General features: G+C 63.4%; 15 protein-coding genes. 3 read left to right on the top strand and 12 right to left on the bottom strand.

Annotated elements, in window-relative coordinates; all coding sequences use genetic code 11:
• The 7 genes from JXQ94_RS11975 to JXQ94_RS11945 all read right to left on the bottom strand — a co-directional run bounded on the left by JXQ94_RS11975 (position 1) and on the right by JXQ94_RS11945 (position 6,979).
• On the bottom strand, positions 1-1,512 hold the full coding sequence (locus JXQ94_RS11975) for a CpaF family protein (RefSeq protein WP_421924029.1): 1,512 nt from the start codon (positions 1,510-1,512) through the stop codon (positions 1-3).
• Between the two features lie 7 nt (positions 1,513-1,519).
• Positions 1,520-3,037, bottom strand: coding sequence for an AAA family ATPase (locus JXQ94_RS11970; protein ID WP_421924028.1), 1,518 nt, complete (start codon positions 3,035-3,037; stop codon positions 1,520-1,522).
• Between the two features lie 12 nt (positions 3,038-3,049).
• On the bottom strand, positions 3,050-3,736 hold the full coding sequence (locus JXQ94_RS11965) for a CpaD family pilus assembly protein (protein ID WP_421924027.1): 687 nt from the start codon (positions 3,734-3,736) through the stop codon (positions 3,050-3,052).
• Between the two features lie 11 nt (positions 3,737-3,747).
• Entirely contained in the window at positions 3,748-5,211 is a 1,464-nt protein-coding gene (locus JXQ94_RS11960; protein ID WP_421924026.1) for a type II and III secretion system protein family protein, read from the bottom strand.
• Positions 5,212-5,219: 8 nt separating this feature from the next.
• Positions 5,220-6,056, bottom strand: a complete 837-nt coding sequence (gene cpaB, locus JXQ94_RS11955) for a Flp pilus assembly protein CpaB (protein WP_421924025.1) — start codon at positions 6,054-6,056, stop codon at positions 5,220-5,222.
• A gap of 139 nt (positions 6,057-6,195) precedes the next feature.
• Positions 6,196-6,702: an A24 family peptidase gene (locus JXQ94_RS11950; RefSeq protein WP_421924024.1), complete on the bottom strand. Its 507-nt coding sequence runs from the start codon at positions 6,700-6,702 to the stop codon at positions 6,196-6,198.
• Between the two features lie 118 nt (positions 6,703-6,820).
• Positions 6,821-6,979 carry a Flp family type IVb pilin gene (locus JXQ94_RS11945; protein ID WP_011642356.1) on the bottom strand — a complete coding sequence of 53 codons (159 nt, stop codon included), beginning with the start codon at positions 6,977-6,979 and terminating at the stop codon, positions 6,821-6,823.
• Between the two features lie 270 nt (positions 6,980-7,249).
• Here JXQ94_RS11945 and JXQ94_RS11940 point away from each other — a divergent pair, with 270 nt between their 5' ends.
• Genes JXQ94_RS11940 through JXQ94_RS11930 form a run of 3 tightly spaced genes read left to right on the top strand, consistent with a single transcriptional unit; the run spans position 7,250 to position 8,822 of the window.
• Complete coding sequence (locus JXQ94_RS11940; protein WP_421924023.1) at positions 7,250-7,708, top strand: pilus assembly protein N-terminal domain-containing protein; 459 nt, start codon at positions 7,250-7,252, stop codon at positions 7,706-7,708.
• Between the two features lie 24 nt (positions 7,709-7,732).
• The gene (locus tag JXQ94_RS11935; protein ID WP_421924022.1) at positions 7,733-8,290 is read left to right on the top strand and encodes a TadE/TadG family type IV pilus assembly protein; all 558 of its coding nucleotides are present in this window, start codon (positions 7,733-7,735) and stop codon (positions 8,288-8,290) included.
• Positions 8,283-8,822: a TadE/TadG family type IV pilus assembly protein gene (locus JXQ94_RS11930; RefSeq protein WP_421924021.1), complete on the top strand. Its 540-nt coding sequence runs from the start codon at positions 8,283-8,285 to the stop codon at positions 8,820-8,822. The genes JXQ94_RS11935 and JXQ94_RS11930 overlap by 8 nt, the downstream gene beginning before the upstream one ends.
• Here JXQ94_RS11930 and JXQ94_RS11925 read toward each other — a convergent pair whose 3' ends face one another.
• From JXQ94_RS11925 to JXQ94_RS11905, 5 genes are all read right to left on the bottom strand, one after another.
• On the bottom strand, positions 8,823-9,623 hold the full coding sequence (locus JXQ94_RS11925; protein WP_421924020.1) for an aminotransferase class IV: 801 nt from the start codon (positions 9,621-9,623) through the stop codon (positions 8,823-8,825).
• Positions 9,620-10,909: an aminodeoxychorismate synthase component I gene (pabB, locus tag JXQ94_RS11920; RefSeq protein ID WP_421924019.1), complete on the bottom strand. Its 1,290-nt coding sequence runs from the start codon at positions 10,907-10,909 to the stop codon at positions 9,620-9,622. Before pabB ends, JXQ94_RS11925 begins: the two co-directional genes overlap by 4 nt.
• A 12-nt stretch (positions 10,910-10,921) precedes the next feature.
• Entirely contained in the window at positions 10,922-11,692 is a 771-nt protein-coding gene (locus JXQ94_RS11915; protein WP_421924018.1) for a tyrosine-protein phosphatase, read from the bottom strand.
• 84 nt (positions 11,693-11,776) lie between these two features.
• Entirely contained in the window at positions 11,777-12,418 is a 642-nt protein-coding gene (locus JXQ94_RS11910) for a hypothetical protein (RefSeq protein WP_421924017.1), read from the bottom strand.
• 235 nt (positions 12,419-12,653) lie between these two features.
• Positions 12,654-14,120 (bottom strand): AMP nucleosidase, encoded by a 1,467-nt coding sequence (locus tag JXQ94_RS11905; protein WP_421924016.1) that lies wholly within the window; start codon positions 14,118-14,120, stop codon positions 12,654-12,656.
• Between the last annotated feature and the right edge of the window lie 38 nt (positions 14,121-14,158).

The raw sequence follows: 14,158 nt of genomic DNA, 5'->3' as shown, positions 1-14,158 counted from the left end.
TCAGGCCTCCGATGCATCGAGCGCATTCGCGAGCTCGCGCTCCAGGCCGAAATAGCGGGCGCGATCCCAGAATTTCGGGCGGGCGATACCGGTCGAGGCGTGCTGGCCGACAATATCGCCGTGCTCGTCCTCGCCCTTGATCTCGTAGAGGAAGAGGTCCTGGGTGACGATGACATCGCCCTCCATGCCGACCACTTCGGTTATATGGGTGATTTTCCGCGACCCGTCGCGCAGGCGGGCAGCCTGAACAATGACGTCGATCGAACCGACAATCATCTCGCGGATCGTCTTGGCGGGCAGGTTATAGCCGCCCATCGTGATCATCGACTCGATCCGCGACATCGCCTCACGGGGCGAGTTGGCATGCAGCGTGCCCATTGAACCATCGTGACCGGTATTCATGGCCTGCAGGAGGTCAAACGCCTCCGGGCCACGCACCTCACCCACGATGATCCGCTCCGGGCGCATACGCAGACAGTTCTTGACCAGATCGCGCATGGTCACCTGCCCCGAACCTTCCAGGTTCGGCGGACGGGTCTCCAGGCGGACAACATGCGGTTGCTGAAGCTGGAGCTCGGCGGCGTCTTCGCAGGTGACGACGCGTTCGTCCTCCTCGATGAAACCAGTCATGCAGTTGAGCAGAGTCGTCTTGCCCGAACCGGTACCCCCGGAAATCAGGACGTTACAGCGCGATGCACCAATGATGGACAGAACCTTGGCGCCTTCCGGCGTGATGGAGCCGAACTCCACCAGATTCTGCATCTGCAGCTTGTCCTTCTTGAACTTACGAATGGTCAGCGTCGGACCGTCCAGCGCCAGCGGCGGGGCAATCACGTTGACACGCGAACCGTCCATCAGGCGGGCGTCACAGATCGGCGAGCTCTCGTCGACGCGGCGGCCGACCTGACTGACGATGCGCTGGCAGATATTCATCAGCTGGCCGTTATCCCGGAAACGGATATTCGTTTCCTCGACCTTGCCGTTGACTTCGATGAAGACCCGGTCGGCGCCATTGACCATGATATCGGCGATGTCATCGCGCGCCAGAAGCGGCTCGAGCGGACCGAAGCCGAGGACATCATTACAGATATCCTGAAGCAATTGCTCCTGCTCGGCGATCGACATGGCAACGTTCTTGATCGAGATGATCTCGGTCACGATATCGCGGATTTCTTCGGCCGCCGTCTCATTGTCCAGCCGGGCCAGCTGGCCCAGATCGATGGTGTCGATCAGTGCGTTGAAGATCGTCGTCTTGATGGCGTAATATTCTTCGGACCGCCCGCCGGTTTCGGCAATGCGGGCTGTCCGCTTGGCCGCTTTCGGGCCGGAATAAGCGCCAGGAGCCGGCTTTGCGACCGGCTTGGGCGCCGCCGCGGCGGGCTTGGCCGCCGGTGCGGCCTGACCCTCACGACGCGCAGCCGGCTCCGGACGTGCCTCATCCATGGGCGCGACCGTCGGCGGCGTCATCTGTGCGGGTGTGGGTGTCGGGCCTCCGGCACGCTTGCCGAACATGGGCTCTCTAGCCTCCGAAAAGTTTCGCGATGAAGGAACGCTTGGGCGGCGCCACCGGCGTCCGGCCAGAGACGAGGCTGGCGAGATGCGAGAAGCCCTCTGCCGCTTTCGACTTGGGATCGAGTTCGGTGATCATCTGACCGTTATTGGCGGCCTTGCCGAATAATTGTGGTTCGAAAGGCAGGACCAGGGTCGGCGGCGTCCCGAGCGCTTCGGCGAAATCCTTGACCGGGATTTCCGGGCGCTTGGGCATGCCCGCCATATTGATGACCACGCGCGGCGGCTCGTCATTGGGACGGGCGCCCGCCACGAGATCGAACAAGTTCTTGGCATTGCGCAGGGACGCCAGATCCGGGGCGACCGTGACCACGACCTGGTCAGCGGCCAGCAGGGTCTGCTTCACCCAGGGCGTCCACATATGCGGCAGGTCGAGGGCCACATAAGGCGCCTGTCGACGGACTTTCTCCAGCACCGTCTCATAGTCCTGGGCGTTGAAATCCCATTCCTTGTCGAGCGTGGCCGGTGCAGAGAACAGGCTCAGACGATCGGTACAGCGCACCAGGAGGCGATCCAGCAGCGCGTCATCCAGCCGGTCCGGCTCGGCCAGGGCGTCGCCCAATGTCTGGGCGGGGTCCTGATTGAAGTCGAGACCGGCCGTTCCGAATGACAGGTCCAGATCGACCAGGACAGCGTCCGACTGCATGCTCTCGGTCATCGCCCAGGTGCAATTGTGCGCGATGGTCGAAGAGCCGACGCCACCCTTGGCGCCGATGAAGGCAATCGACTTGCCGGCGAAGGGCTGTTCCGGGTCGAGGAAGAGCTCGGAAATGGTGCGGATGACATGCATCGGTGTCATGGGCGGCACCAGATACTCGCTGACACCCCGTTTCATCAGCTCACGATAGAGGCTGATATCATTGGCGGCACCAACGATGATGACCTTGGTTTCCGGATCGCAGACACCGGCCAACTCCTCGAGCTGGTCGAACAGGCCGCGACCACGCATGCCGCTCTCGATGATCAGCAGGTTCGGCGTCGTCTCGTCATGATAGCGCTCGATCGCGGCGGGCAGACCACCCAGCTCGACCGTCACATGGGCCTTGGCAAGGCGGCGGTCACCGGCGGCATTATGGATCAGGGCACCGGTTTCCGGGCGCTCGCAGAAAGCACCGACCGAGATGCGCGGGACCGGCTGGTCCGGGACGTCACTGTCGACTTCCCCATAGAGGGTTTCGCCGACCGACATGGCGGCGACTTCATCCTGGACATCTTCGAAGACCGGGTCGATCACGCGGTCCTGCGGCGCCCGGGCTGGCGCAGCAGCTGCCGGCTCGACCTCGGTTTCGGACAGGAAGGGGTCATCACCGCCGAGATCATCCGCCGTTTCCTGCGGCGCCGGCGCGCGGTTCATTTCTTCCCGTGTCGCTTCGCCGAGCAGAAGACGTTCAACATCGGCTGCATCCAGAAAGGGATCATCACCGTCCAGGAAGGGGTCTTGCTTCATTGCGCGATTGGCATCGGTCATGACTGGCCCTCCCTAGTTGCCGCTGGCGACGCGTGACACCGCGCCGCTTTCGTAATCACTGCGCTCGCTGGCCGTGGATTCGCCCGCCCGATAGCCGTCGATCACGGTCTGGCGGCGGCCGGTATCGCCCGGCTCCATGTCGCGCGGCGCGACGAGATCGCGCGGGTCTGCGACCATGGCAGCCAGGTTCACCGCCATCGCACAGCCGAAATTGCTGTGGTGCTGATTGTCGAACTCCATCGCCATATTGTCCCAGCTGCCATTGCATTCGCGCGGCGCCTGGGCGGCATATCGCGTAAAGGAGAAAATCAGCTCGCCATGGCGCTGGCCACGCGCGTCATAAGCCCCGCCTGTGATCACGCGCCAGTCAATGCCCTGCTCGTAGAAAAAGCTCCGGGCCTCGGCGATGGCGCCGATTGCGGCGTCTTCATTGGCGGCACCCTGGGGATAGCTGATCACCAGCGGACCATGGCCGCGCGCCTTGTACTCCGCAGCGACGGAGGCCAGCACGCTTTGCTGGGCCCAGGTCAGGCCATTATCACGTTCATCGACGGCGAATTCGGCGCGGTAGGTTTCCGCGACGGCCGTGGCTTGCGGTACATTCAGTCCCGCCGGCGGCGTCTGTGTCGCGCAGGCTCCGAGCGAGACGAGGCTCGCCAGACCGATCAGGGCACCGATATTCTTTTTGTAGGCCACCATCACCAACTCCACTACTCGAACAGGAAGCCAACCGGCCCGCTCCAGCCACGCTCGCCCGTATCCGATCCGGGGACCGAGTAGGCGCGATTGATGCGGCCGAAGAGCAGGGCCGAAGCCTCACTGGCATTGCGGAAGCCGTCCGCAGGCGTCTGCATCTGGTTCGGGTTCGTCGGATCCACCAGGTAAGGCGTCACCAACACGACCAGTTCGGTTTCCTGGTTTTCGTAATCCCGCGAACGGAACAGCGATCCCAGCACCGGCAAGTTCTGGACACCGGGAACACCATCGAGATTCTGGCGCGTCTCTTCCTGGATCAGACCGGCCAGGACGAGGCTGCCACCCGAGGGCAGTTCCACAGTGGTCTCGGCGCGGTTCACATTCAGGGCCGGAATGGTCAGGCCCGGCACCGTGCCGATGATATTTCCGTCGTCATCCGTGACATTGTTGGACTGGAAGGTCAGCGAGCCCTGGCTCGTCAGTTCAGACACTTCCGTCGAGATGCGCAGCGAGATGCGGCCTTCGGACAGGACCACGGGCGTAAAGCCCAAGCCGACACCGAAGGGCTTGTATTCAATAATGATATTTCCGTCGCGATCGCGTCCGACCGGAACCGGGAATTCACCACCGGCCAGGAAGTTCGCGCTTTCGCCCGTGATCGCCGTCAGATTCGGCTCGGCAAGGGTTCGCACCAGACCGACTCGTTCCATCGCCTGCAGCAGGGTGGTGACGCTTTCCACGCCGCCCGCATTGCCGCTGACCCAGTCAATCGCAGCGGAGGTGCCGCCCAGGAAGCGACCGACGCGTGAGAAGTCCGGAGAGGTGGCAATGTCGAAGCCGAACTCGCCGGAGCTGCCGGCGGTCGACAGATTGACGCCGAGCTGGCGCACAATGGTGCGCTGCATCTCCACGATACGAACTTTCAGCATGACCTGTTCGCGGGCTTCCACGGTGATCATGGACAGGATGTGCGCCGGATCATCGACCCAGCGCTGGGCGATACGCAGCGCCGCATCGGCATCGGCCGCGCTGGGCGCCCGGCCCGACAGCACGATGTGATCATTCATGGCCTCGACCTCGACCCGCGCGGCCGGCAGGAAGCGATCAAGCGACTCCTGAAGCGGCGACAGGTCGCGCTCGACGCGCAGATTGAGATCCAGGATCAATTGTCCATTGGCATCAAAGAAGAAGGCATTCGTCTGACCGATACCCATGCCCATGATGTAGGCGCGGCGCGGCGTGCGCACGATGGCTTCGACGACCGCCGGATTCGTCACCAGAACATCGGCAACATCGACCGGCAGATGGATTACGGCAGCCTTGGACAGGGGCAGATCAAGATGTTCCGAGACCGGACCATTCCCCGGTTCGCGGATATAGACCTGCATGGTATTGCCGCGCTCTGTGTCGGCAGGCTGTGCGACCGCCGGAGCGCTGACGGCCAGGCTGGCCAGCAGGAGAAGGGTGCGGATCATCATCTCGGTCCTCATTCGTCGCCACCCAGCGCAACTTGCTGGGAGCGGCCATAGCGGATCAGGGTGACGGAGCTTGAACGACGCTCCTCGTAGGACTGGGTCGCGGCTTCCGGCAGCTCGCCGCCGGATACCAGGACCGGGTCACCGGTATTGTCGGTCAGGCTGCGCAGAACCAGGGCGATCTCGCCGCGGGCCACAGCGACCGAGACGGCGCGCGCCTGGTCCGGGGTCAGCTCGAGTGTGGCGGTCTCACCAACAGCGACCTCGTTTTCGTCATCGCTGGCGAAGGATTGGTCGATCGCCAGAACGCGGGCGTTCTCGACAATGGTGCGCGCCACAAAGGAGCGGCTCGAGCCACGGCGACCTTCGGACTCTTCCTCAAAAGACACAATCACGTCGACACGATCATTTGGCAGGATGAAGCCGCCGGCGCCGGTCTCGGCCGAGATCGGCACTGCAACAGCGCGCATCCCCGGTGTCAGGACCGCCGCCATGAAGCCGGCATCGCCAGGCTGGACAAGACGGCGGCCGGTGATCGGCTCACCCTGGCTGATCGGGGCCCGAACCACCGATCCTGCGAAATCCTCAATGCCCTGGCCACGATTCTCCACAACATATCCTGGCGCGACTGCCTCATCGGGCCAGGCTTGCCAGTAGAAGTCGGCCGCGCTGATTCGTTCGCCGATGGCGACGTCGCGACGGGCGGCAAGAATGCGGACTGCGGGGCGTTCCTCAACCTGCACGACTTGCGGAGATTCGTTGCTGGACATGGCCTGGCGGACGAAAAAGGCGACCGCGACCGCGGCGATGGCGGCGGCTGCAAGAATGGCGATGCGGACGGCGTTCATAGAGCGTCTCGAACCTCTCAGGCACACGAATACATGTGCTAGGAGACGCTGAATTCCTCAAAGTCGCGTTAATGCTATCGGGAGAATGCTCCCTAACAGGCCCTTTTCTCATGGCCCGTAAAACACCGCTCAAATATGCCTAAAAAGCCTGCCAGAAAGCTGTTTTGGGCAAGCTCCAGAAAACCCCGGCCGCAATCGCGATTCCGTAAGGGACCGGAGCCTTGACCGCCAGCGCCGTACCCTCGAGCTTGCCGGCCAGGGCGGGAATGCGCGGCGCCAGCCAGCGCAGGGCCAGAAGGAGAAGAACGAGTGCCCCCCCGGCCATCACGGTATGGATAAGAAAAGCGATGATTTCCGGCCAACCGAACCACAGGGCCGCGGCCGCAAACAATTTGGCATCGCCACCACCAATCCAGCCCGGCGCAAACAGGGCGAAACCGATAACCAGCGCCACCAGGCCGCCGAGCAGGTGATTGCCGGCCTCGGACCAGCCCAGACCAGCCGCCAGCGCGGCGATCGGGAAGGTCAGGATGACAAGCCCGACCAACCAGTTCGGAATGATGAATTTGCTGGCGTCGAAAAAGGCGGCCGCAAGCATCAGCCCGGCCAGCACCAAGATCGTGATCTGCAACAGCATCGCGCTCATCCCCGTCTTTCCCTGACCGGCAAGGTGACGGGCGAAACTTAATGAGCGGTTGGCAAAACGAAACGGGGCCGCTCCGAGTGGAGCGGCCCCGCCGAACCTGTCACGTGTGACGGACGCTTTAGAGCGCGCCGGCAACCGTGTTGAAGTTGTCGCTGACGCCCGTACCGAGTGCCGTAACAGCACCGATGATGACAACGGCGATGAGGGCGGCAATCAGGCCGTACTCAATCGCGGTAGCGCCGGATTCGTCTTTGAAGAAGCGAGAAATCATTTTCATTTGTTTACTCCCGTGTAGGTACCCAACCATCAGGAGCCGATCCGTCCCGACCTCTCCTGAACGCTGACCAATAAACACGAGAAGGATTTCAGCGGAGTAAAAATTCGTGGTTACCAAAATATATATTTGTCGGAACGTGCGCTATAGTTAACATTCGAATAACGGCGCTCTCGACCAAAGCATTCAAATAAATGCAGCCCCGTTTAGAAAAGATTCAGACGCGCGCGCGAGGATGGCCTCCAGTTTCCTGAAGCGTCACGGAGCGCCAAAATGTTCAACCGGATTGCCACCGCCTTCACCCTGGCGATTGTCTGCGTCGCCCCTGCGGCCGCTCACGACCTTGCTGTTCCGGTGGAGCATGCTGAAGTCATCCGCCTGCCCGCCGAGGCCTCGGCCATCGTGGTCGGCAATCCCGCGATCGCCGACGCCCTTGTTCATGACGGCCGCACGCTTGTCGTGACGGGCCGCCTGCAGGGCCGCACCAATGTGATCGCCATCGATCGGGTCGGCCGGATCATCTATGAGCGCGACATCGTTGTCTCCAATCCGGTCGCAGGGCAGGTCGCCCTCTTCCGCGGCCCGAACCAGTCGACCCTGTCTTGCGGTGCGGTCTGCGACGAGATCCCGCGTGTCGGCGGTGATGTGGAGCGCACCGAAGCGCTGTCCGATCAGCAACGCAGCCGTCTGTCGACGGCCGACATGGCGATGTCCGGCGACGCCCCCCAATAAAACCGGGATTTCAGGACAAAACCGATGACCAGCGCGTCTCAAGAACCGACAGACAAGCGGCAAGCCACGCGCATTGCCCGCTTTTGCCGTGCCGAAGATGGCGCAACGGCAGTCGAGTTCGCGATGATTGCGGCCCCGTTTTTCTTCTTGCTCTTCGCGATGATCGAGATCGCGGCCGTCTTCTTTACCGGAACGGTGCTGGAGAACGCCGTGCTTGAAGCTGCCCGCAAGATACGCACCGGCGAAGCCCAGACCGGCGGCATGTCACAAGCCGGTTTCCGCCAGGAAGTCTGCGACCTCATCTCCGTTGTGGCCGATTGCGACAATCTGGAGATCGACGTGCAAGTCTTTGAAGACTTCGACAATGTCGATCAGTCGAGCCCGGTCGCGGCCGATGGCTCGCTGAATACCGGCGATTTCGGCTGGGATCCCGGCGATGCCGGCGACATTGTCCTGGTGCGGGTCTTCTACCGCTGGTCGCTGATGACGCCGAATTTCGGTGGCGCCCTGTCAAACATGGAAAATAATCAGCGTCTGATCACCGCGGCGACCGTGTTCCGAAACGAGCCCTTCGATGATTAAATCGCTCGCCCGCACCCTGCGCCGCTTGGCCGGTGATCATCGTGGTGTCACCGCGGTGGAGTTCGCCTTGATCGCGCCCTTCATGATCCTGCTTTATCTGGGATCGGTCGAGATCAGCCTGGCGCTGTCGATCGACCGCAAGATCACCTCCATCTCCAGTGCCCTCGCCGATCTGGTCGCGCAGGACGATGTGATCACGGATGACGAGATCGGCGACATTCTCAATGCCGGCACCGTCATCGTGGCCCCCTTCGACCCGACTCCGCTCGAGATCCGCATCACCTCGGTGATGATGGATTCCGATGGCTCGGTGGAGGTCCAGTGGTCGGACGCCACCGGCATGGCGCCCTATTCCGAAGGCAGCTCGATCTCCATCCCCGGCGGCGTTCTGGAACCCAATCGCTCGGTCATCATGGTCGAGGTCGACTACCAGTACGACACCATGTTCGGCGAACTCGGCGTCAGCCAGTTCGACATTTCCGAAATTTTCTATCTGCGCCCGCGCCGATCGATCGTCGTCTCGCGCGGCTGATCAGGCGAAGATCGCAGCGATCTTCGCCGGCAATTCGCCCGACCCCACAGGGCGCCCGTCCAGCGTGGTGACCGGCACGGCGCCAAAGACCGCATTGGTCACGAAGACCGCATCCGCCCCCACCAGCATGTCGACCGGAAACGCCCCGGCCTCGACCGGCATGGAATCGAGAATTTCCGCCCGCACGGTTCCGGCCAGCACCCCGCAAGCCGTGGCCGGCGTGAACACCTCCCCGCCCGTCAGCCAGAACAGATTGGCACAATCCCCGCCCGACAGATTGCCGCGCGTATCGGTCAGGAGCGCCATGTCGGCACCCTGCCCGCGTGCCTGCCGCCGGGCCTGGACATTGTCCATGTAGGACAGCGTCTTGTGGCGTGCGGTCAGGCTGGCCGGTGAGCGGCGGATCTCGCTGAGGGAGAGCGCGACACTGGCCGGCGGGGCCTTGCGCGGCGCCGCGGTCAGGGTCAGTGACGGCACCAGTTCTTCCGGTCGTTCAAGCCCGCGCGGCCCGGCACCTGCGGTCAGGGTCAGGCGGACGACGGCATCTTTCAGAGCATTGCGGGCGGCCAGTTCGCCGATCAATGCGGCAATCCCGTCGGCATCGCGTGGACCAGGCAGTCCCAGCTCGCTCGCGCTGCGCGCCAGCCGCGCCATGTGGCGGTCAAAGCGGACCGCCTTGCCCTTGATCACATGCAGCGTCTCGAACAGGCCATCGCCCAGGAGGCCGCCGCGATCCTCGAGGCCCCAGCCGGTGCGGGCTGTCTCGATCCAGTCGCCATCCTTGAAAGCAATTCCGCTCATTCCGCATCCGCTCCCAGAGCCCGGCGCAGGGCCGAGACCTTGGTCAGTGTTTCCTCATATTCCGACACCGGCTCGCTGTCGGCGACAATCCCGCCGCCGGAGCGCAAACTGGCGCGCCAGCCCGCCGCGTCACGGCGCAGCGCGGCCGTGCGGATCATCACATTGAGGTCCATATCGCCGCCCTCACTGTCAATCCAGCCCAGCGCGCCGCAATAGGCCCCGCGCGGTTCGCCTTCGAGTTCCGAGATAATTTCCATCGCCCGCACCTTGGGCGCGCCGGTGATGGAGCCGGGCGGGAAGCTCGCAGCCAGGAGATCAAACACGTCACAGCCCGCGGCCAGATCGCCCTCCACCACCGAAACCAGATGATGGACATTGGCATAGGACTCGATCTCGCACAGCACAGGCACCGATACAGAGCCCGGCGCGCAAACCCGGGACAGGTCATTGCGCATCAGATCGACGATCATCAGGTTTTCCGCCCGGTCCTTGGCGCTTGCCGACAATTCCGCGGACAGGCGCTGGTCCTCGACAGGGTCGGCAGAGCGCCGCCGTGTCCCCTTGATCGGCCGCGCCTCGACATGACCGGATGAAACCCGGAGGAAGCGTTCGGGCGAATTGGTCATCACGATGTGATCGGGATCGAGGCAGAGATAGGCCGCATGCGGGGCCGGGGATTGCTCGGCCAGGCGCCGGAAGACGGCATAGGGATGATCGTCCGGGTCCAGCGTCACGTCGAAGGCCTGGGAGAGATTGACCTGGAACACGTCGCCGGCATGAACATAGTCGCGCGCGCGCCCGGCTGCGGCGAGATACTGATCGCGCGACCAGCGCGGCTGCCAGCTCGCCGCTCCATCCGTCTTCGGCATTTCCGACGCCGGGCCTGACTGGCGGACGGCGGTGAGCAGGGCGGCGACGGCGTCCTTTTCAACGCCCTTGATCTCGACGTGCCGGGCCTCAAGGTCGAACTCGATCCAGGCCGGATAACGCGCCACGGCGAGCGGCGGCCAGCGCGGATCGAGATGGGGCAGGCGCTCGAAGGCGGCAGCAAGATCATAGCCGAACAGCCCGGCCCAGAGTCCGCCATCCTGCCGGCCGCGCGCGGCAAAGGCATCGAAAGCGTCCCGGTCCGCACCGCTCGCCATGTCATCGGGCGCCACAAAGATCCGCGACCGACCATGCCGACCGTCATGCAGGAGGAGGGCATGAGGCGATTGCGCCCAGGGTGCGAACACATCAATCGGGTTCTGCCATGGGAGGCGATGCTGATGGATCGGTCCAGCCATGGGGCGAAAGGCCTAGCCGGTCAGCCAGCGCGCCCGCAGGGCCGCCCGCTCATCCTCGGTAATGCCGAGATGCTCGCGCACATAATGATCCACACCGCCCATCGTCTCGAAGGCCTGACGCAGATAATCGCCGTCAACGCCCAGGAAGATACGCATCATCTCCGGTGCCATGGCCTGGCCATGCTCGGCCTGGATGCGTTCGCGGATACGCGGGATGATGGCGTCGAAATCGACCGCCTCATTGGTCATCTCATAATCGGCAATCACCTCGTCGCGATCGACACCGAGCTCGTCGAGAATGAGCGCGCAGAAAATCCCGGTCCGGTCCTTGCCGGCCGCGCAATGGACCAGGAAACCACGCTCTGCATCGCCCGTCGCCAGCGCGCGATAGGAGTCGCGATAAACATCCTGATTGCCGCTCTCCATCGGGATGCGGCGATAGGCGGACAGCATGTAGTCATGCACGCCCTCCGGCGTATGCACGCCCAGGCGTAGAAAGCGCAGATGCGGCGGCTCGCCGCTATCGCCCTTGTCCGACGCCAGCACGCGCGGGGCGATCGGCTCGGGCCAGTTGGAGGGCTCATTGGAGCGCTCGCGCGGCTTGCGCAGATCGGCAACGACCTGGATGCCCAGCCCGCCGATATGATCCCAATCCATCTCGCTGGCACGCGAGAAATGTCCGGAGCGATAAAGCCCGTCCTTCACACGCGCACCGTCAAGGCCTTCATAGCCGTGGAAATGCCGGAAATTGTGGACGCCTTCGAGCGGTGTGATGCGAGTCATGCATCGGAGGTACGCAATCACCTGCCCGACGGCAAGGCTGCAGCCCGACAATTTCCGTCCACGGCTGAATACGTCACCGACGGATCACTCTTGCGTCTCGTCCGCGCCCTCGCCCATTTCCAACAGAAGGCGCTCATACTGGCTGATCAGGAACCGTTCCTGCGAGGCCAGCTCGGCAAAGCCGATCTGGGTGAAGCGCAGGCTGGGGCGCAGGTCTTCCGCGCGCATGATTTCCGGTCCCGCAAAGAGCAGCTCGACAATCTGGCGCCAGGTGGCACTCACGCCATTGCCCTGCATTTCATAGACCCGGGCCACGGCCGCGACCCGTTCATAGGGCAAGGTATCGAGCCGACCGTGCTGCTGGGCGTGTTCCCAGGCAAAGCTGGACAGGCCGGGCGCGTTCACGCCGCGATCCATCACGGCAATCACGGCGTCGAACAGAATCCCGTCCGCCGGCGCCTCACCGGCCTCGATCGCCGCCAGCCGCGCGCCGATCCGCTCGACGACAGCTTCGTGATAGCCGACCACGTTCTGGAGCGCGGCGATATTCGTCTCGATCTCGGCGACCACCCGCACCATCGCCGCATCGGCCGCACGCCGGTCGGCCACATCTTCGCGCCATTCATTGGCAATGAAACCGAGCACCACCGCAAAAACGATCAACACGCCCTCGACAAGGGCACGGCCGAACCAGGATGGCAGGGACAGGGTGGAGGTCGTCGACATGAGCGGGTCCCGGGTTGTTTGCCCCACACTAGCCAGACTTGCGCGCGGACAACAACAGGACAGGCAAGGCGCGCGTCGGGCCAACCCAAACCGGGCGTCCTTCCTGACGGGACCTCGCCCGGCGCGGATTTGTCCGTGGATTGCTCGTCAGCCAGCGGGCCGTATCCGGGTCTTGAGCTCAAGGGGTTCAAGGGCCGGTGGGCGCCGTGGGGCGCGATCCCGACCCCGTCCCCCCCTACCGGAATGGCGGCTCGTCGAAGCTTCGCAGCTTGCGCGAATGCAGGGCTGCGCCCTCATCCCGCTTCAGGATTTCCACTGTCTCGATCCCGGCCGCAAGGTGTTCGGAGACCGAGCGCTGGTAGAAGAGGTTGGCAGCACCCGGCAGTTTCAGTTCGCCATGCAGCGGCTTGTCCGAGACGCAGAGCAGCGTGCCGTAGGGCACCCGCAGACGCAGGCCATTGGCGGCAATCGTCGCCGATTCCATGTCCACGGCGATGGCGCGGGACTGGTTGATCCGCTTGGCCTGGGCCGCATAGCGCAGCTCCCAGTTTCGGTCGGCATAGGTGGCGACTGTCCCGGTGCGCAGGCGTGACTTCAGGGTTTCGCCGCTATCGCCGGAGACCGAGGCCACGCCCTGTTCCAGCGCGATCTGGATCTCCGCGATCGGCGGGATCGGGACTTCCACCGGCATGTCCTCATCCAGCACCGCATCATAGCGCAGATAGGCGTGGGCCAGCACATAATCGCCGAGGCGCTGCGAGTGACGCAGGCCACCACAATGGCCGATCATCAGCCAGCATTGCGGGCGCAAAACAGCGAGATGGTCGGTGATCGTCTTCGCGTTCGACGGGCCAACACCGATATTGACCAGCGTGATGCCGCGACCGCCCGGGGCGATCAAATGATAGGCCGGCATCTGGAAGCGGCGCCAGGGCGCGCCCTCGACCACGGCATGGGCGTTCGGCGTATCGGCATCAACGCGGACATTGCCCGCGGCCGAGAAGGCCTCGTAGTGATTGTCTTCCTTCAACTGGCGGATGGCCCAGGCGGTGAAGGCGTCGACATAGCGGTGGTAATTGGTGAAAAGGATGAATTGCTGCGTGTCTTCATAGGGCGTGCCGGTGTAGTGGCGCAGCCGCTGCAGCGAATAATCGACCCGCGGCGCCTCGAACAGGGAGAGCGGTTTCACCGCGCCCTGCTGCATCACTTTCAAGCCGTTGGGCAGGTCATCATTGACCTTGGACAGGTCGGCATAGGGGAAATGACGGACCAGCTCGGCCGGCGAGGCCGCGTCCATGTCCAGATCGTCCGCCCCGTCGAGCACATAGGAGAACGGGATTTCCGTCTCTGACGGCCCGGTCTCGATGGTAATCTCATACTGGTCGGCCAGCAGGGTCAGCTGCTCGATCAGATAATCGGCAAAAAGGGCCGGCTTGGTGATGGTCGAGGCATAAAGCCCGGTATCGGTGAATTTTCCGAAGGCACGACTGACCGGTGGCGGCGGGCCGTCCGGCTCATAGGTCACACGCAGTTCGGGATAGACAAACGCCCCAGCCTGGCGGTCGTCATGGGATGGCGGCGGTCCGCCATCAAGGAAGGATTTCAACGCGGTCTGGAGGCGTTCAACGGACGATTGGTAGAGCGCTTCGAGCTGCTCCACCGCTTCAGCGGGTGTTCTTGCAACCTTATAGTCTTTTTTCATCGCCGTTCTCATGCCCGATTTTCCCGCCCGGATAAAGG

It is taken from the genome of Maricaulis maris (genome assembly GCF_049116555.1).
Classification (GTDB): domain Bacteria; phylum Pseudomonadota; class Alphaproteobacteria; order Caulobacterales; family Maricaulaceae; genus Maricaulis; species Maricaulis maris_C.
This window is presented reverse-complemented; position numbering and strand designations above follow the sequence as displayed.

Excerpts from the sequence above, each read along its gene's own strand:
- JXQ94_RS11970 (WP_421924028.1), bottom strand. The coding sequence starts at position 3,037 with ATGACCGATGCCAATCGCGCAATGAAGCAAGACCCCTTCCTGGACGGT.
- JXQ94_RS11910 (WP_421924017.1), bottom strand. The coding sequence starts at position 12,418 with ATGTCGACGACCTCCACCCTGTCCCTGCCATCCTGGTTCGGCCGTGCC.
- cpaB (WP_421924025.1), bottom strand. The coding sequence starts at position 6,056 with ATGAACGCCGTCCGCATCGCCATTCTTGCAGCCGCCGCCATCGCCGCG.
- JXQ94_RS11965 (WP_421924027.1), bottom strand. The coding sequence starts at position 3,736 with ATGGTGGCCTACAAAAAGAATATCGGTGCCCTGATCGGTCTGGCGAGC.
- JXQ94_RS11940 (WP_421924023.1), top strand. The coding sequence starts at position 7,250 with ATGTTCAACCGGATTGCCACCGCCTTCACCCTGGCGATTGTCTGCGTC.
- JXQ94_RS11960 (WP_421924026.1), bottom strand. The coding sequence starts at position 5,211 with ATGATGATCCGCACCCTTCTCCTGCTGGCCAGCCTGGCCGTCAGCGCT.
- JXQ94_RS11905 (WP_421924016.1), bottom strand. The coding sequence starts at position 14,120 with ATGAAAAAAGACTATAAGGTTGCAAGAACACCCGCTGAAGCGGTGGAG.
- JXQ94_RS11930 (WP_421924021.1), top strand. The coding sequence starts at position 8,283 with ATGATTAAATCGCTCGCCCGCACCCTGCGCCGCTTGGCCGGTGATCAT.
- pabB (WP_421924019.1), bottom strand. The coding sequence starts at position 10,909 with ATGGCTGGACCGATCCATCAGCATCGCCTCCCATGGCAGAACCCGATT.
- JXQ94_RS11975 (WP_421924029.1), bottom strand. The coding sequence starts at position 1,512 with ATGTTCGGCAAGCGTGCCGGAGGCCCGACACCCACACCCGCACAGATG.
- JXQ94_RS11925 (WP_421924020.1), bottom strand. The coding sequence starts at position 9,623 with ATGAGCGGAATTGCTTTCAAGGATGGCGACTGGATCGAGACAGCCCGC.
- JXQ94_RS11915 (WP_421924018.1), bottom strand. The coding sequence starts at position 11,692 with ATGACTCGCATCACACCGCTCGAAGGCGTCCACAATTTCCGGCATTTC.
- JXQ94_RS11945 (WP_011642356.1), bottom strand. The coding sequence starts at position 6,979 with ATGAAAATGATTTCTCGCTTCTTCAAAGACGAATCCGGCGCTACCGCG.
- JXQ94_RS11935 (WP_421924022.1), top strand. The coding sequence starts at position 7,733 with ATGACCAGCGCGTCTCAAGAACCGACAGACAAGCGGCAAGCCACGCGC.
- JXQ94_RS11950 (WP_421924024.1), bottom strand. The coding sequence starts at position 6,702 with ATGAGCGCGATGCTGTTGCAGATCACGATCTTGGTGCTGGCCGGGCTG.